Raw genomic sequence first — 15,909 nt, forward strand, 5'->3', positions numbered from 1 at the left:
GAACTGGCCCACTCGATCCAGGAAGCGATCACCCGCGCGACGGCCCGCGCCGTGGCCGACGCGGCCGGTGTCCGGGGTGCGCGGCGGGGGCGGGGCGACGGCGCGGGCCGTCGCGCGGGTGATCGCTTCCTGGATCGAGTGGGCCAGTTCGGCCGCCCCGGACAGGCCCTGGTCGGCGAGCATGGCGGCGAGACCGCCCGCGTAGCCCTGGCCGACGGCGCGGACCTTCCAGGCGCCCTGGCGCCGGTAGAGCTCCAGGGCCGTGACCGCGGACTCGGTGTCCAGGCCGGTGAGGGTGAACGTGGCGATCTCGGTGCCGTCGAGTCCGGTGACCGCGACGAACGGCGAGGCGACCGCGCCGAACCGGACCGGGCCGCCGATGCCCGTGGGCAGGGCCAGCAGCACGGTGACCCGGTGCACCGCGTCCGGCAGGGCGTCGAGGTCGACGGCGAGCCGGTGGTCGGCGGCGGCCTGGCGGGACACTTCGAGGCCGGGCAGTTGGGGCGATCCCGGGTGGGCGACCCATTCGGTGCCGTGCACCGTGCCGTTCTCGTCGCCGAGCGTGGCACCGGCCACGACGGGCGTGCCGGCCGATACCCGGATCTCCAGACGGGTCTGGGGCAAGGTGTGGTTCTGCCCCCGGACCAGCTCGGCCGTCATTGCCCTGTCCCCTCGACGATTCGCTTCACTGCCGTGCGGTGTGCCGCAGGGCGCCGCGGCACCGTGCGGTGCGCCGCGTGCGATGCGGCGCCATGCGGTGCAGCTCCCGGCGGCCGATGCCGCCGGGAGCTGCGGTTACCGGTGTGTACCGGTCCGTTCAGGCCCTGCTCACAGGTGCGGCAGGATCGACGGCATCAGGTCCTGGAAGGTCCGGCCGTTGGCCGGGTTGCCGAGGGCGGTCATCTGCCAGCCGTTCCCCGCGCGGTGCACCTTCGCCATGATCTGAGCGGTGTACTGGCCGCCGCCGTCCAGCGTGTAGCGGGCGAGCTCTTGGCCGTTGGTCTCGTCGACGATGCGGCAGAAGGCGTTCTGCACCTCCTGGAACGTCTGGCCGGTGAAGGAGTTCACCGTGAAGACGATCTGGTCGATGTGGACCGGCACCCGCTGCAGGTCGACGAGGATCGCCTCGTCGTCGCCGCCGGATCCGGCGCCGCCGACCAGGTTGTCCCCGGTGTGCCGGACCGAGCCGTCGTCGCTGACGAGGTGACGGAAGAAGACCACGTCGACCGGCTGCTTGTCGGCGAAGAGCACCGCCGAGGCGTCGAGGTCGATCTCCCGTGTACGCGAACCGAACAGACCACGGCGCGGCGCCGCCTGCCAGCCCAGCCCCATCCGCACCGCGGTCAGGGTCCCTCCGTCGCCCTTCTGCAGGCTGATGGCCTGACCCTTGGTCATGTTGACCGTCACGCGCTGTCCCCTCTCCGCTTTCCCCGCAACCATCCGTGCGCGGTTTCCCAGCACCCTACGCAGTCACACCGACAGTGCGACCGTTCGGGGCCATTTTGTGTCGGTCCTGCAACACACCGAACGCAACGCGGTCAGGCGAGACCTGCCTCCCGCATCTGGCGCAACTCCTTCTTCAACTCCCCCACCTCGTCGCGCAGTCTCGCCGCCACCTCGAACTGGAGGTCCGCGGCGGCCGCCCGCATCCGTTCGGTCATCTCCTCGATGATCCCGGCGAGTTCGGCGGCGGGCCGGTCGGTTACCGTCCCGGTGCCGTCCCCGGCCCGCTTGGCGCCGGCCTGCTTGGCCAGTGCGGGAACGGGCGCCTTGGCGCCCTTCGTCTGGCGGTAGCCGGTGCCGAGCAGTTGCTCGGTGTCGACCTCCTCGCGGGCGATCGTCGCGACGATGTCGTTGATCTTCTTCCGCAGGGGCTGCGGGTCGAGACCGCGCTCGGTGTTGTAGGCGATCTGCTTCTCGCGGCGGCGGTTGGTCTCGTCGATGGCCTGGGCCATCGCCGGGGTGATCGTGTCGGCGTACATGTGGACCTGGCCCGAGACGTTGCGGGCGGCGCGCCCGATGGTCTGGATCAGGGACGTCCCCGACCGCAGGAAGCCCTGCTTGTCCGCGTCGAGGATGGCGACGAGCGACACCTCGGGCAGGTCGAGGCCCTCGCGCAGGAGGTTGATGCCGACCAGTACGTCGTACTCGCCGGAGCGCAGTTCGCGCAGCAGCTCGATGCGGCGCAGCGTGTCGACGTCGCTGTGCAGATAGCGGACCTGGATGCCGAGTTCCAGGAAGTAGTCGGTGAGGTCCTCGGCCATCTTCTTGGTGAGGGTGGTGACCAGGACCCGCTCGTCCTTCTCGGCGCGGACGCGGATCTCGTGCACCAGGTCGTCGATCTGGCCCTCGGTGGGCTTGACGACGACCTCCGGGTCGACGAGACCGGTGGGGCGGATGATCTGTTCCACGAAGCCGTCGCCCCGGGACAGTTCGTACGTGCCGGGGGTGGCGGAGAGGTAGACGGTCTGACCGATCCGGCCCTGGAACTCCTCCCACTTCAGCGGGCGGTTGTCGAGCGCGGAGGGCAGCCGGAAGCCGTGGTCGACGAGGGTCCGCTTGCGGGAGGCGTCGCCCTCGTACATCGCGCCGATCTGCGGCACGGTCACGTGCGACTCGTCGAGGACGAGGAGGAAGTCCTCGGGGAAGTAGTCGAGGAGGGTGTGGGGGGCGGTGCCGGGCGAGCGGCCGTCGAAGTGCATCGAGTAGTTCTCGACGCCGGAGCAGGTGCCGATCTGCCGGAGCATCTCGATGTCGTACGTGGTGCGCATCCGCAACCGCTGGGCCTCCAGCATCTTGCCCTGCTTCTCCAGCTCGGCGAGGCGCTGCTCCAGCTCCTGCTCGATGCCGTTGACCGCCTTCTCCATGCGCTCGGGGCCCGCGACGTAGTGGCTGGCGGGGAAGACGTGGAGGGATTGGTCCTCGCTGATCACCTCGCCGGTGAGCGGGTGGAGGGTGGAGAGCGCCTCGATCTCGTCGCCGAACATCTCGATGCGGACGGCGAGCTCCTCGTAGACCGGGAAGATCTCGATGGTGTCGCCGCGGACCCGGAAGGTGCCCCGGGTGAACGCGAGGTCGTTGCGGGTGTACTGGATCTCGACGAAGCGCCGCAGCAGCTGGTCGCGGTCGATCTCGTCGCCCACCTCGAGGTGGATCATCCGGTCCACGTACTCCTGGGGCGTGCCGAGGCCGTAGATGCAGGAGACGGAGGCGACCACGACGACGTCGCGCCGGGTGAGCAGCGAATTCGTCGCGGAGTGGCGCAGCCGCTCGACCTCCTCGTTGATCGAGGAGTCCTTCTCGATGTAGGTGTCCGACTGCGGGACGTACGCCTCGGGCTGGTAGTAGTCGTAGTACGAGACGAAGTACTCGACGGCGTTGTTGGGCAGCAGCTCACGGAACTCGTTCGCCAGCTGGGCCGCGAGCGTCTTGTTCGGCGCCATCACGAGGGTGGGGCGCTGCAGCTTCTCGATCATCCACGCGGTGGTCGCGGACTTGCCGGTACCGGTCGCGCCGAGCAGGACGACGTCCTTCTCGCCCGCGCGGATGCGCCGCTCCAGCTCGGCGATGGCCGCGGGCTGGTCGCCGCTGGGCTGGTAGGGACTGACGACCTCGAAAGGCGCCACCGAACGTTCGATCTTCGAAACGGGCCGCATGGGACCACCGTACGACCCCCCACTGACAACCGGGTCCGTCCGGCCGCTCCACCGGCCTCGGGTCACCACTCCCCGGGCGGTGCGGGGTCGCGCGGGCGGGAGTGGAACGATGCCGGGTCGGCGTGGGTCCCGAACCGCGGCACCTGCCGCTGGGCCGGTATCCCGGGCGGGCGTCCCGCCCCGTTCGCGGCCCCGGGGTCGTTCCAGTCCGGAGTGCCCAGCACCATCAGGGGGTCGAACATCACGACCACCGCGGCGATGACCAGGAAGCAGCCGGGGCCGATCAGCAGCGGCACGAGCGGGGCGGCCGTGGTGCCGGACACGCTGCCGGAACCGGGGTGCAGATGGACGCTGAGCGCCGCCATGCCGGTGTAGTGCATGCCGCTCACCGCCACGCCCATCACGACGCTGGCCCCGAGGCTGGGCAGGAAACCGTGGATGGAAACGGCCGCCCAGAGCGCCACGGTGGCGGCCACCACGGCGATGACGACGGAGAGGGCCACGGTGACCGTGTCGTACTCCAGCTGTCCGTCCAGACGTATTCCGGCCATGCCCAGGTAGTGCATGGTGGCCACGCCGAGTCCGGTGATGGTGCCGCCCGTCACCAGTGCCATACGGGTGGCGCCGCGGTATCCGACGAGGAAGATCCCGACGCCGACCATGCCGATCGCGACCGCGAGGCTGGCGAAGGTGATCGGCTTGTCGTAGCCGATCACCACTCCTTCGACGGAGAAGCCCATCATCGCGATGAAGTGCATCGTCCAGATGCCGGAGCCGATGGAGGTCGCGCCGAGGGCCAGCCAGCCGGCCTTGAAGGAGCGTTCGGTGCGCAGCGAGCGGGTCGTGCAGCGCAGTCCGAGAGCCGCACCGAGGCAGGCCATGAGGAAGGCCGCGACGGGCGTCACCGCCCCGTAGCTGAAACCGTCGATCGTGCCCTGCATGCTCGTACGCCCTTCGCGGAAGCCCGGGTCCGGGGGTGACCCTAAGGCGCGAGGCCCGGCAGACAAACAGAAGAGCTGCATCTTATAGACATGGAAATCGGCCCGTGACCCGGTGTCGACGGCGGCGTTCACGTTGTGGCCATCCTTCGCCTGTCCCCCGTTGGGGCACGGCTGTCACTCTCGGCCCTGCCGCAACTCTGACGCAAGGAGTACACGTGTACGCACGTACCGCAACCGCCGTCCTCACCGCCGCAGCCGTGATGGGGGCCGGCGCGCTGCTGATGTCGTCCGCCGAAACCCGGACCGCGGACAGGACCGCGGACAGGACCGCGGCCGCGGCCGGCCGCACGACCACGGTCACGGACGTCCGGACCGTCAGCACCCGGACCAAGGGTCCGGGGCGGGGCGCTCCCGTCGTCTTCGCCCACCGGGGCGCCTCGGCGTACGCGCCGGAGAACACCCTGGCCGCCGTCGACAAGGCCGACGAGCTGGGCATCGACTGGGTCGAGAACGACGTCCAGTTCTCCAAGGACGGTGTGCTGGTGGTCGTGCACGACACGGATCTGAAGCGGACCACGAACGTCGAGGAGGTCTTCCCGGACCGGACCTCGTGGGCGGTGAAGGACTTCACGGCCGCGGAGATCGCCCGGCTGGACGCGGGCAGCTGGTTCGGGCCGGAGTTCGCCGGGGCCCGGGTGCCCACCCTCAAGCAGTACCTGAACCGGGTGGAGCGCAACCGGCAGAAGCTGCTGCTGGAGATCAAGAGCCCCGAGATCTACCCGGGCATCGAGAAGGCGACCCTGCGGGTGCTGCGCCAGCAGGGGTGGCTCGACCGCGACCACGTGAAGAACCGGCTCGTCATCCAGAGCTTCGGCGCCGACAGCGTGAAGAAGGTGCACCAGCAGCGCCCCGACGTCACGACCGGTTTCCTCGGCACCCCCGCCGTGGCCGACCTTCCCTCGTACGCGGCCTTCACCGACCAGATCAACCCCTCCCACTCCTCGGTCACGGCCGACTACGTGACCGCGGTGCACGCGCTGAAGGGCGCTCACGACAAGCGGCTCCGGGTCAACACCTGGACGGTCAACGACGCGGCGACCGCGAAGCGGCTGGCGGGCCTCGGCGTGGACGGGATCATCACCAACAACCCCGACGTGGTGCGCGAGGCCACGGGCCGGGGCTGACGCCCCGCTCCCGGGTCCGGCCCGTCGGCCGGACCCGGCGTCGCGGCCGGTTGTCAGTGGCCGGTCGTACCGTGGTTCCCATGAACAGCAACGGGGTCGTCGAGTGGGCCGTCGTCGGGAGCGACATCGGTCCGCTGCTCCTTGCCGCGACCGGCACGGGCCTGGTGAGCGTGGTGTTCCACGCCCGTCCCGAGGTGCGCGGGAGGGCCGTCGGACAGCTGCGGGCACGGCTGGGCGCGGAGCCGGTGGAGAGTCCCGGTTCCGCCCGGCTCGCCGAGCCGATACGGCAGCTCGCGGGTTCGGCGCGGGAGTTCTCGCTCGCCCTGGACTGGTCGCTGACCTCCGGTTTCAACCGCCAGGTGCTCCGCGAGCTGGCGGCGGGGGTGCCGTACGGGACGGTCGTCGGGTACGGGGACCTAGCCGAGCGGGTCGGGCAGCCGGGGGCCGCGCAGGCGGTCGGGGCGGCGATGGGTTCCAATCCGCTTCCGGTGGTGGTGCCGTGCCACCGGGTGGTGGAGAGCGGCGGCGGACTCGGCGGGTTCGGCGGCGGACTCGAAACGAAGCGGAAACTGCTGGCCCTAGAGGGCGTGCTGCCGCAGCCGCTGTTCTGAGCCTCTCCCCCGGCGCCGGGTTCCGAGCGCCCTTCGGTGCCGGTCCGGGCCGCCCGGATCGACTCGAACCCGGTTTCTTACCTGCGTACGGGCTGGCACACTGCGTCAGTGACCAACCCCCTTGACGCACCTGACACCCCCGCCGGGTTCGGCCATCCCGAAGCCGCCCGGGTCACGGCAGCCGAGTTGCCCGCGCTGCAACGCAGAACGTCCGTGGTGCTCATAGCCAGCCAGATACTCGGCGGCCTCGGCGTGCCCATCGGCATCGCGCTGGCTCCCGTGCTGGCCACGGAGGTGAGCGGCTCCGAGGCCCTGTCCGGGCTGGCTCCCACCGCCTCGGTGGCGGGGACCGCCCTGCTCTCGCTGCCGCTGGCGGCGCTGATGACCTCGCGCGGCCGGCGCCCCGGTCTCGTGCTGGCCTATCTGATCGGTGCGCTCGGCGCGGGGCTCGTGGTCCTGTCCACCCTCGTGGAGAGCTTCCCCCTGCTGCTGCTCGGCATGGCCGCGTTCGGTGCCGGTTCCTCGGCCAACCTGCAGGCCCGGTTCGCCGCCGCGGACCTGGCCGAGCCGGACCGGCGGGCCCGGGCGATCTCCACCGTCATCTGGGCCACCACCATCGGTTCCGTCCTCGGGCCGAACATCGCCGCCCCGGTGGGCCACCTCTTCCGCGGCACCGCGATATCCGAGGAGGCGGGTCCGTTCTTCTTCGCGGCCGGGATCTTCCTGCTGGCCGCCGTGGTGGTCGGGGCACTGCTGCGGCCCGACCCCCTGCTCACCGCACGGGCCCTGGCCCCGCAGGACGACGGGGCGGCGGCGGGCCGTTCGCTGCGGGCGGGCATCGCGGCGGTCCGGGCCTCCCCGATGGCGCGGCTGGCGCTGGTGACCGTGGCCGTCTCGCACACCACGATGGTCTCGATCATGGTGATGACCCCGGTGGACCTGGGCCATCACGGCGCCGGGCTCCAGTTGATCGGCCTGGTCATCAGCGGTCACATCATGGGCATGTACGCGTTCTCCCCCGTGATGGGCTGGCTGTCGGACCGCTTCGGCCGACTCGCCGTGATCGGCCTGGCGGCCGGGCTGCTCTGCTGCGCCGCGCTCCTGGCCGGAACCGCGGGCCCCAGCCACGGGCAGACGGCGGCCGGTCTCTTCACGCTCGGACTGGGCTGGTCGGCGGGGCTCGTCGCCGGTTCGGCGCTGCTCACCGACTCCGTGCCCCAGGCGGCCCGCGCCGCCGTGCAGGGCCTGTCGGACCTGACCATGAACACGGCGGCGGGCATCGGCGGAGCGATCGCCGGGGTCATCGTCGCGCGGGCGAGCTACGGCTGGCTGAACGCGGTGGGGGTGTGTCTGCTGCTGCCGATGGCGGCGCTGACGCTGCGCCGGGCACTCGCCCGCCCCACCGCCACGGACCCGGGACCGGCCCCGGCCGACACGACCGGGAAGCAGTGACGTACGGGGTGGAGGACACCAGGAGTGACGTACGGAGCGGGAGAGGGAGGCGCGGGAGGCGCGGGCCCGTGACGGTGTGACGCGTGGGGCCCAGCGGACCGGAGGGCTTCAGAAGCTGGTCCGGGGTCTCAGGAGCTGATGTGGTACGCCTTGCGCAGCGTCTCGTGCACGGTCCACGTCGTACGGTCGCCCTCGCGCAGCACACAGGCGTCGCCCGGACCGATCTCCATCGTCGCCCCGCCGTCGACGGCCACGGTCGCCCGCCCGCTGACGACCACGAAGAGTTCGTTGGCCTCGGTGTCGGTGACCACCCCGGGGGTGATCTGCCAGATTCCGCGCACCTGCTTCCCGTCGGGCGACTCCCAGAGCACCTTGCCCGTCACCACGGGCTCGCCCGAGACGATCTGCGCGGGGTCGAGCGGTTCGGGTTCGAGTTCGGCATCCGGAATGTGCACGACGAACGAGGCAGGGGACTGATCAATAGTGGTCATGCCCGGTCACCCTAGTACCCCTGTCGGCGGACCCGTCGGCCACGGCACCGTAACGGAAGCCGCATCGGCAGACCGCGCACCGCCCGCGCCGCACCTGCCCCGCCCCTCGCCGGGTCCGCCCTTCGTCAGGTCCGCCCCGCGCACCACCCGCGCCGTGCGGAACCCTCCGTGCGCACGGGCCGCGCCGCGCGGGCCCGTCGTCCCCGTCCCACGTTTGAGGCGGGCACCCCCGCGACAGGGATGTGGACATGTCATCGAATGCGTCGCACAGCGCAGATTCCCACGCCCCCGCCCTCTCCACCGAGGTACGGGCGGCCCTCGCCGCGAACCACCCCGTCGTGGCCCTGGAGTCGACGATCATCGCCCACGGTCTGCCGCGCCCCCGCAACCTGCGGGTGGCCGAGGAGCTCGAAGGGCTCGTGCGGTCCGCGGGGGCGGTTCCCGCCACGATCGCCGTGCTCGACGGAAGGGCCCGCATCGGCCTGGACAAGGCCCAGTTGGAACGGGTCGCCACGGACCCGGCAATGCGGAAGCTGGGGCATCGCGACCTCGCTCCCGCCCTGGCGACGGGCGCGAGCGGGGCGACGACCGTGTCCGCGACGGCGTTCCTGGCCGCCCGCGCGGGGCTGCGCGTCTTCGCGACGGGCGGCCTCGGCGGCGTGCACCGGGAGTGGACGCGGACCCAGGACGAGTCCGCCGACCTCCGGCTCCTCGCCCGGACCGGCATCACCGTGGTGTGCGCGGGGGTGAAATCGATCCTGGACGTCCCGGCGACGCTCCAGCGCCTGGAGACGCTCGGCGTCCCGGTGCTCGGTTACGGCACCGACCGTTTCCCCGGCTTCTACCTCAACAGCTCGGGCGAGCCGGTCGACTGGACGGTGCGGTCGCCCGAGGAGGTCGCGGACGTGATGCGGGCGCAGGACGCCCTCGGCGGTCCCGGGACCGCGCTCGTGGTCGCCAACCCCGTACCCGTGGCGGAACAGCTGGACCCGGCGCTCCACGACCGCGTGCTGGCCGAGGCCCTGGAGGAGTGCCGGGAGCGCGGCGTCGAGGGGCAGGCCGTCACCCCGTTCCTGCTGGAGCGCCTGGTGCGCGGGACCGGGGGCGCCTCGCTGGAGGCCAATCTGGCGGCCGTACGGGGGAACGTCTCGCTCGCCGCACGGATCTCCGGCGCGTGGACCGCCGCCGTACGGAACCCGGCGTCGCAGCAGGACCCGGCATCGTGCCAGGGCTCTTCGCCGCATCCGGACCCGGCATCGCACCGGGCCCAGGCGTCACGCCCGGACCCGGCGGCCGGGCGATGACCGACGGCGGGCTGCTCGTCATCGGGGACGTGGTCACGGATGTGGTGGCCCGGCACGCGACGGCGCTGGCCCACGGCACGGACACCCCGGCCCGCATCCGCACCCTCCCCGGCGGCGCGGGGGCCAACGTCGCGTGCTGGGCGGCCCGTTCGGGCTGTCGCGACGTGCGGTTGCTGGCCCGGGTCGGAGCCGACAGCGCGGACTGGCACCGGGACGCGCTGCAACGGGCGGGGGTGCGCTGCCTGTTGGCCGTGGACGACGAGGAGCCGACCGCCACCGTCGTCGCCCTCGTCGATTCCGCCGCCGAGCGCACCTTCCTCACCGACAGCGGTGCGGTGCTCCGCCTCTCCCCCGACGACTGGTCGCCGTCGCTGCTGGACGGCGTCGCCCACCTCCACCTCTCCGGGTACCTCCTCTTCGCCGCGACGAGCCGGTCGACGGCGCTGCTCGCCCTGCGGGAGGCCCGGCGGCGCCGGATTCCGGTGAGCGTCGACCCGGCCTCGGCGGGCTTCATCGCCGAACTGGGAGCCGACCGGTTCCTGGCGGCGGTGGAGGGCGTCGATCTGCTGCTGCCCAACGCGGACGAGGCCCGGCTCCTCACCGGTCTGCCCGAACCGGCCGACGCCGCGGCCAAGTTGAGCCTCCTGGCCGGCCGGGTGGTCGTCACGCTCGGCGCGGACGGGGCGCTGCTGGCCGCCGCCGGTGCGGTGGTCCGGCACGTCCCGGGAGTCCGGGCGGGCGGCGCCGTGGACTCGACGGGTGCGGGCGACGCGTTCACCGGCGGTTTCCTGGCGGCGCATCTGGCCGGGGCGGACGACGCCTCGGCCGTGGCGGCGGGCTGCCGGGCGGGGGCGGAGGCGGTCACGACCGTGGGCGGCCGCCCCGGCCCGTGACAGCCCCCTGTCTCTCCGGGACAAAGGCAGCAGCAACGACAACGGTCCGGGTCGGGCCGGTCCGGGCCGGACCCGATTCGGTTCGAACCGGTCCGGGTCGGGCCGGGCCCGGCCCGGGGGTCCGGTCGGCCGGTCCGGGGCAAGAGGCCCGGTCGACCGGGTCGGCCCGCTACCCGTCCCGTTCCCACCCCGTCCACGCCGGATGCAGCGGATCGTCGGCGCGCACGACCGCGTCCGCGCGGCTCGCGGGCTCCGCCTCCTCCTCGTACCGTGCGAAGGCGGGCAGCGTCCAGTGCCCGCCGTCCCCGGTGCGCCGCCGCAGCGCGCCCGGCGACAGCCGCAGGTGGACACTCAGGTCGAACGGGAACCAGTGGCCGAGCAGCAGCGGGCCGTGCACCACCAGCACCCCGCCCTCGGGCAGGAGCCGGTACGGGCTGCGGGTGGCCCGGTCGGTCACCGGGTCCCAGAGGTCCGGCAGCACCCGGCCGCTCCCGCCGGGCTCCAGCGGCCCGAAGACCTCGCGCCACAGCGCGCCCGTGTCGAACCAGCTGCCGTAGTACGAGTCGGGGTCCTCCTTGCCGTACTCGTACCGGAGGCTGGCCGGTCGCAGGAACCCCTCGGTGGACACGACGAGCACCGCGCGGCCCCGGACCCGCAGGGCCTGGGCGATCCGCTCGGCGAACTCCCCGGTGCGGGCCGCCGGGGCGCCGTCGACGGCGGCCTTCAGCCAGGGACCGCCGTCGGCCGGCTCCAGGGCGTCCGCACGTACGGCGAAGGCCTCGGCCAGCCGTTCCCAGGTGATCGCTTCAAAACGCACCCGCCCATCATCACCCCGCGGCGACGCGACGACCGTGCGAACGCGGCGCCCCTCCCGGGACGGGTCCGTCCTACGCTCTTCCCCATGGATCTCGAATTCGCCCGCGCATTCGCAGCGGAGTGGCTGGACGGCTGGAACTCCCATGACCTGGAACGCATTCTGACGCACTATCACGACGACGTGACGTTCAGCTCGCCCGTCATCGCGCAGATCACCGGAGACGCGTCCGGCACGGTGCACGGCAAGGAGGCACTGCGCGCCTACTGGGCGGCGGGCCTGGAACGCATCCCCGAGCTGAGGTTCGAGCTGGTGGACGTCCGGGTGAGCGTGCACGCCCTGGTGATCGACTACCGCAACCAGATCGGCGGCCGGGTCAGCGAGGTGCTGACCTTCCGCGACGGCCTGGTGGTCTCCGGCTTCGGGGCGTACGGCGAGAAGCTCGCCAACTGACGACCGACGGCCGGCGCATGACATCCGATGCCTGACGCGCGACGGCTCACCGCGACCGCCGCCGTCGTCATCGGCGCCCCCGTCCGCACGGCCAGCGCGGGGACGTGGTCACTCGCCGCGCAGCTCGGCGGCGAGCGGCCCGTCGCCCGACACCTCCACGCGCCCGTCACCGACCGCCTCGGCAAGCGTCAGCTCCCCCCGTCCCAGCGCGAGGCAGACCTCGGCGTCGAGTACGAGACGCGCGTCGGCACGGGCGGCGGGGCCGTCCCCGTAGACGACCCCGTCCCCCTTCGCGCCCCCGGCGCGCACATGGAACTCGCCCTCTTCCAGGTGGACTTCCACGATCCCCTCATGGGCCGTCCCCTCCAGCGCGCGCAGCAGCACGAGCGCGAACCAGTGCGCCCGCACCGCGTCGGTGGGCCGCCGCTCGGCCAGGGCGGGCGCGCCCCATTCGGCGAGCGCCGCGAGCACCGGCATCAACCCGCGTCCGCGCCCGGTCAGTTCGTACACCGAGGCCGCGGCGGGCGGCGGAAGCCGGCGGCGGGTGACGAGGCCTCCCTGTTCCATGTCCTTGAGCCGGGAGGCGAGGACATCCGTGCTGACTCCCGGCAGGTCGGCGTGGAGGTCGGTGTAGCGGCGGGGGCCCGCCAGCAGTTCACGGACGATCAGCAGGGTCCACCGGTCGCCGACGGAGTCGAGGGCGCGTGCGGTGGCGCAGAACTGGTCGTAGCTCCGGCGGCGGGTCGGGCGCGTTGCGGGCTGTTGCTGACGTGGCATGCGACGCAGTCTAGACATGTTGTTGGACTTTCCAAGCTCGAACTTGGTAAAACCAAGTATCGCAATCAGGTCGGGGAGGCCACGCATGGAGTTCCGGCAGTCCAGCAAGCTCGACGAGGTCTGTTACGAGATCCGGGGCCCGGTCATCGAGCACGCCAACGCCCTGGAGGAGGCGGGCCACAGCGTGCTCCGACTCAACACGGGCAACCCCGCGCTCTTCGGTTTCGAGGCGCCGGAGGAGATCGTCCAGGACATGATCCGGATGCTTCCGCAGGCCCACGGCTACACCGATTCGCGCGGCGTCCTCTCCGCCCGGCGGGCCGTCGTGCAGCGCTACCAGGCGATGGGGCTGACCGACGTCGGGGTGGACGACATCTTCCTCGGCAACGGTGTCTCCGAGCTGATCTCGATGGCCGTGCAGGCGCTGCTGGAGGACGGCGACGAGGTGCTCGTCCCGTCCCCCGACTACCCGTTGTGGACCGCGGTGACGACGCTGGCGGGCGGCAGGGCCGTGCACTACGTCTGCGACGAGGCCGCGGACTGGAACCCGGACCTCGCGGACATGGCGTCGAAGATCACCGACCGGACCAGGGCCGTCGTGATCATCAACCCCAACAATCCGACCGGTGCCGTCTATCCGCGCGAGGTCCTCGAAGGCATCCTCGCCCTGGCGCGCCGGCATGGCCTGATGGTGTTCGCCGACGAGATCTACGACCAGGTGCTGTACGACGACGCCGAGCACCACAGCGTGGCGGCCCTCGCCCCCGACCTGCTGTGCCTCACGTTCAGCGGGCTGTCGAAGACGTACCGCGTGGCGGGCTTCCGTTCCGGCTGGCTGGTCGTCTCCGGCCCGCAACAGCACGCCCGGAGCTACCTGGAGGGGCTGACCACGCTCGCCTCCATGCGACTGTGCCCCAACGCGCCCGCGCAGTACGCCATCCAGGCCGCGCTCGGCGGCCGGCAGTCGATCCGGGATCTGGTCGCACCGGGCGGCAGGCTGCGCGAGCAGCGCGACCGGGCCTGGGAGCGGCTGAACGAGATCCCGGGGGTGTCGTGCGTGAAGCCGAAGGGCGCGCTGTACGCGTTCCCGCGCCTCGACCCGAAGGTGCACCGCATCGTCGACGACGAGAAGTTCGTCCTCGACCTGCTGCTGCGGGAGAAGATCCAGGTCGTGCAGGGCACCGGTTTCAACTGGCCGCGCCCCGACCACTTCCGGATCCTGACGCTTCCGCACGCCGACGACCTCGACGCGGCGATCAGCCGCATCGGCCGCTTCCTGACCGGGTACCGCCAGTGACCCGCGGCCCCGGGTGAAGTGCCCCGCTCAGGCTTCCCCGCCGGACGACGTGGGGAGCGGGAGAACGGGAACGGGCCGGAGAACGGGAGCGGGCCCGGGGGTGTAGCCGACCCCCGAGCCCTGTGGATGCCACCCATTCGGCACGCCGACACTTTTAAGGAACCGTGTCAGGTTTATGTCGCCGCGTCCTGCCTTTAGACCACCGCAGATCGAAGCTCCGCGGGCCGGAGTCGAACCGGCATCTCGACGCCCATGGGCACGGGCCCGTTTGATTCGGCGATCGGTGGCGAATGCTGAGTCTGGAGCAAGAGTCTGAGATTGATCGCGGTCGCCTCTACCATTTGGGCCACCCCGGCCCGTGGGGGTGCTCGAAGCACCCCGAGTGCCGGGGGGAGGACTCGAACCTCCACCGGTACCGCGTCGTTCACGACAAGCTTCAGTTTCAGCTTGCGCTCCTCGCGCACCCCGGCCGTAAGTGACGGCCGGGGAGTCAATGGTCGGTCACCCGAAGAGGTAACCGAATACCGCATCACCCACCCGCTGGTCGGTGACGTCCACGCCGTTGGCCTCCTCGCGGGCGAACTTCACGGCCTGCTGGAGCTTCTCGACCCGGTCCAGCAGTTCGTTGACGCGGCGCGCGGGAAGGGCTCCGGAGAACTTCACCGTCGTCCAGTACCCGATCGGGACGTCCTCGTAGTACACCTCGACCTGCGCCGGGTGCTTGTCGGTGGCCTCCGCCTTCACGTGGTTGCGGGGCACCTTCTTCGTACGGAGGGTCCGTACCGGCTCGGTCTTCCAGGAGTCCGTCGACGGGTCCTGGACCCAGGCCTCGGAGGCGTCGAGCACCGGCAGCTTGCGGACGAAGGTGTTGAGGTCCGTGAGCTGCTTCTCCAGGAAGAGCAGGTACGAGACCGGCACGTCGCTCACGATCACCCGGCCGTCGACCTTCACGTCCGCGCGGGCCGAGCAGTTCGCCCAGTCCTTCGTGGCGGTCACATCGAAGAGCCGGGTCAGGGTCACCGCGGTGTCCCGCAGCACGTCCTCGGCCTTGATCTGCACCAGCGTCGACTCGGGCGGCAGCTGCTCGCCCTCCTCGTCCTTCGGCTGGTACGTCCGGGAGATCCCGGCGAGCAACCCGGTCTTCTGGAGGCCGTGATGCGCCGCCGTCAGGTCCTGGTGGGCCTTGGACTTGACGCCCTTCTCCACTGCGATGATCTGATTGAGTTTCGCCACGTCGAGGAACCTAACAGGGCCGTCCTGGCCTTGGCCAACGGTTTTGGTGCCCTCCGGCCGCACGACGGGAGCGTGGTCCCCGTCCGCGCCGCGGGAGGACGGTCCCCGTCCGCCCGGCAGGAGGTGACCGGGAGTCAGCCGGGCAGTGCCGCGGTGAGGTCGACCTCGACCAGCTGTCCGGCGAAACCCAGCCGCGCGACGCCGAGCAGGGTGCTCGCGGTGGTGAACGCGGGCCCGATGACCGAGCCGGTGAGCCGTCGCCAGGCCGCTCCCAGGGGCGCGGTGTCGTCGTCGACCACGTAGATCACCGACCGGACGACATGGGCCGGTTCGGCTCCCACGGCCGCGAGCGCGGCGAGGGCATTGGCCGCGACCTGGTCGATCTGGGCGTCGAGGTCGCCCGGACCCACCAGGGTGCCGGAGCCGTCGAGGGGGCATTGCCCGGCCAGGTGGGCGGTTCGGCCCGCCTCCACCACGGTGATGTGGTGGTAGCCGGGAGTGGGGTGCAGTCCGTCCGGATTGATCCTGCTGATTCTCTCGGTCACGGGGGCGAGTCTGCCCGGTCGGGCACCGGGGCGCGACGGGATTCCGGCAGGGCCGCCCGGCCGCCCCGTACGGGTGGTTTCCGCCGGTTTTCCATGTCCTGCCGCCGCCCGGCGGGGACCGCTTGCCACAGTGGGCCCGCGCGTCCGCGACGCCGGCCCCCGCGCACCGCGCCCGCCGCCTCCCGGTCGGGCACGGCTCCCCCGTTCCCCGTACGGACACCGCCCTCACGGGCGCCGAACGAAGGGCCCGCCTTGTCC

The 15,909-nt window shown here is 71.8% G+C and carries 16 protein-coding genes and 1 pseudogene; 7 read left to right on the plus strand and 10 right to left on the minus strand.

From position 1 onward, the window contains the following. The 4 genes from EAO76_RS06380 to EAO76_RS06395 form a co-directional block, all read right to left on the minus strand. Positions 1-660: TerD family protein (locus EAO76_RS06380; protein ID WP_148835601.1), on the minus strand; the 660-nt coding region annotated here is incomplete at its 3' end. 168 nt (positions 661-828) lie between these two features. Then, positions 829-1,407 carry a TerD family protein gene (locus EAO76_RS06385; RefSeq protein ID WP_148834190.1) on the minus strand — a complete coding sequence of 193 codons (579 nt, stop codon included), beginning with the start codon at positions 1,405-1,407 and terminating at the stop codon, positions 829-831. 131 nt (positions 1,408-1,538) lie between these two features. Further along, a complete protein-coding gene (gene uvrB, locus EAO76_RS06390; protein WP_148834192.1) occupies positions 1,539-3,656 on the minus strand; it encodes an excinuclease ABC subunit UvrB in 2,118 nt (705 codons plus the stop codon). 62 nt (positions 3,657-3,718) lie between these two features. Further along, positions 3,719-4,597 carry an MHYT domain-containing protein gene (locus EAO76_RS06395; protein WP_148834194.1) on the minus strand — a complete coding sequence of 293 codons (879 nt, stop codon included), beginning with the start codon at positions 4,595-4,597 and terminating at the stop codon, positions 3,719-3,721. Positions 4,598-4,812: 215 nt separating this feature from the next. Here EAO76_RS06395 and EAO76_RS06400 point away from each other — a divergent pair, with 215 nt between their 5' ends. The 3 genes from EAO76_RS06400 (at position 4,813) to EAO76_RS06410 (ending at position 7,844) form a co-directional block, all read left to right on the plus strand. Next, positions 4,813-5,781, plus strand: a complete 969-nt coding sequence (locus tag EAO76_RS06400) for a glycerophosphodiester phosphodiesterase family protein (protein WP_148834196.1) — start codon at positions 4,813-4,815, stop codon at positions 5,779-5,781. 80 nt (positions 5,782-5,861) lie between these two features. Then, positions 5,862-6,392 carry a methylated-DNA--[protein]-cysteine S-methyltransferase gene (locus EAO76_RS06405; protein WP_148834198.1) on the plus strand — a complete coding sequence of 177 codons (531 nt, stop codon included), beginning with the start codon at positions 5,862-5,864 and terminating at the stop codon, positions 6,390-6,392. A 108-nt stretch (positions 6,393-6,500) separates the two neighbouring features. Beyond that, positions 6,501-7,844, plus strand: coding sequence for an MFS transporter (locus tag EAO76_RS06410; protein ID WP_148834200.1), 1,344 nt, complete (start codon positions 6,501-6,503; stop codon positions 7,842-7,844). A gap of 128 nt (positions 7,845-7,972) precedes the next feature. Here the strand turns inward: EAO76_RS06410 and EAO76_RS06415 are convergent, their stop codons facing one another. Further along, on the minus strand, positions 7,973-8,335 hold the full coding sequence (locus EAO76_RS06415) for a cupin domain-containing protein (protein WP_148834202.1): 363 nt from the start codon (positions 8,333-8,335) through the stop codon (positions 7,973-7,975). A gap of 248 nt (positions 8,336-8,583) precedes the next feature. Here EAO76_RS06415 and EAO76_RS06420 point away from each other — a divergent pair, with 248 nt between their 5' ends. Together EAO76_RS06420 and EAO76_RS06425 are read left to right on the plus strand one after the other, a co-directional pair. Continuing rightward, positions 8,584-9,639 (plus strand): pseudouridine-5'-phosphate glycosidase, encoded by a 1,056-nt coding sequence (locus EAO76_RS06420; protein ID WP_148834204.1) that lies wholly within the window; start codon positions 8,584-8,586, stop codon positions 9,637-9,639. Further along, the gene (locus EAO76_RS06425) at positions 9,636-10,532 is read left to right on the plus strand and encodes a carbohydrate kinase family protein (RefSeq protein ID WP_148834206.1); all 897 of its coding nucleotides are present in this window, start codon (positions 9,636-9,638) and stop codon (positions 10,530-10,532) included. Before EAO76_RS06420 ends, EAO76_RS06425 begins: the two co-directional genes overlap by 4 nt. A 169-nt stretch (positions 10,533-10,701) precedes the next feature. On the opposite strand, the gene EAO76_RS06430 is transcribed toward EAO76_RS06425, so the two are convergent. Continuing rightward, complete coding sequence (locus EAO76_RS06430; RefSeq protein WP_148834208.1) at positions 10,702-11,349, minus strand: uridine kinase; 648 nt, start codon at positions 11,347-11,349, stop codon at positions 10,702-10,704. A gap of 84 nt (positions 11,350-11,433) precedes the next feature. On the opposite strand from EAO76_RS06430, the gene EAO76_RS06435 reads away from it, so the two are divergent. Next, positions 11,434-11,799, plus strand: a complete 366-nt coding sequence (locus EAO76_RS06435; RefSeq protein WP_148834209.1) for a nuclear transport factor 2 family protein — start codon at positions 11,434-11,436, stop codon at positions 11,797-11,799. Positions 11,800-11,907: 108 nt separating this feature from the next. Here the strand turns inward: EAO76_RS06435 and EAO76_RS06440 are convergent, their stop codons facing one another. Continuing rightward, complete coding sequence (locus tag EAO76_RS06440; protein ID WP_148834211.1) at positions 11,908-12,576, minus strand: winged helix-turn-helix transcriptional regulator; 669 nt, start codon at positions 12,574-12,576, stop codon at positions 11,908-11,910. Positions 12,577-12,661: 85 nt separating this feature from the next. On the opposite strand from EAO76_RS06440, the gene EAO76_RS06445 reads away from it, so the two are divergent. Next, positions 12,662-13,873, plus strand: a complete 1,212-nt coding sequence (locus EAO76_RS06445; RefSeq protein WP_148834213.1) for a pyridoxal phosphate-dependent aminotransferase — start codon at positions 12,662-12,664, stop codon at positions 13,871-13,873. 383 nt (positions 13,874-14,256) lie between these two features. On the opposite strand, the pseudogene EAO76_RS06450 reads toward EAO76_RS06445, so the two are convergent. The 3 genes and pseudogenes from EAO76_RS06450 to EAO76_RS06460 form a co-directional block, all read right to left on the minus strand. Further along, positions 14,257-14,343, minus strand: a pseudogene (locus EAO76_RS06450). 31 nt (positions 14,344-14,374) lie between these two features. Next, positions 14,375-15,106 carry a hypothetical protein gene (locus EAO76_RS06455; protein ID WP_148834215.1) on the minus strand — a complete coding sequence of 244 codons (732 nt, stop codon included), beginning with the start codon at positions 15,104-15,106 and terminating at the stop codon, positions 14,375-14,377. A gap of 134 nt (positions 15,107-15,240) precedes the next feature. Beyond that, entirely contained in the window at positions 15,241-15,651 is a 411-nt protein-coding gene (locus tag EAO76_RS06460) for a RidA family protein (protein ID WP_148834217.1), read from the minus strand. Between the last annotated feature and the right edge of the window lie 258 nt (positions 15,652-15,909).

Origin of the sequence: Streptomyces sp. sk2.1 (assembly GCF_008120935.1) — a bacterium.
In the GTDB taxonomy this organism is placed as follows: domain Bacteria; phylum Actinomycetota; class Actinomycetes; order Streptomycetales; family Streptomycetaceae; genus Streptomyces.

Excerpts from the sequence above, each read along its gene's own strand:
- uvrB (WP_148834192.1), bottom strand. The coding sequence starts at position 3,656 with ATGCGGCCCGTTTCGAAGATCGAACGTTCGGTGGCGCCTTTCGAGGTC.
- EAO76_RS06395 (WP_148834194.1), bottom strand. The coding sequence starts at position 4,597 with ATGCAGGGCACGATCGACGGTTTCAGCTACGGGGCGGTGACGCCCGTC.
- EAO76_RS06405 (WP_148834198.1), top strand. The coding sequence starts at position 5,862 with ATGAACAGCAACGGGGTCGTCGAGTGGGCCGTCGTCGGGAGCGACATC.
- EAO76_RS06415 (WP_148834202.1), bottom strand. The coding sequence starts at position 8,335 with ATGACCACTATTGATCAGTCCCCTGCCTCGTTCGTCGTGCACATTCCG.
- EAO76_RS06420 (WP_148834204.1), top strand. The coding sequence starts at position 8,584 with ATGTCATCGAATGCGTCGCACAGCGCAGATTCCCACGCCCCCGCCCTC.
- EAO76_RS06425 (WP_148834206.1), top strand. The coding sequence starts at position 9,636 with ATGACCGACGGCGGGCTGCTCGTCATCGGGGACGTGGTCACGGATGTG.
- EAO76_RS06435 (WP_148834209.1), top strand. The coding sequence starts at position 11,434 with ATGGATCTCGAATTCGCCCGCGCATTCGCAGCGGAGTGGCTGGACGGC.
- EAO76_RS06440 (WP_148834211.1), bottom strand. The coding sequence starts at position 12,576 with ATGCCACGTCAGCAACAGCCCGCAACGCGCCCGACCCGCCGCCGGAGC.
- EAO76_RS06445 (WP_148834213.1), top strand. The coding sequence starts at position 12,662 with ATGGAGTTCCGGCAGTCCAGCAAGCTCGACGAGGTCTGTTACGAGATC.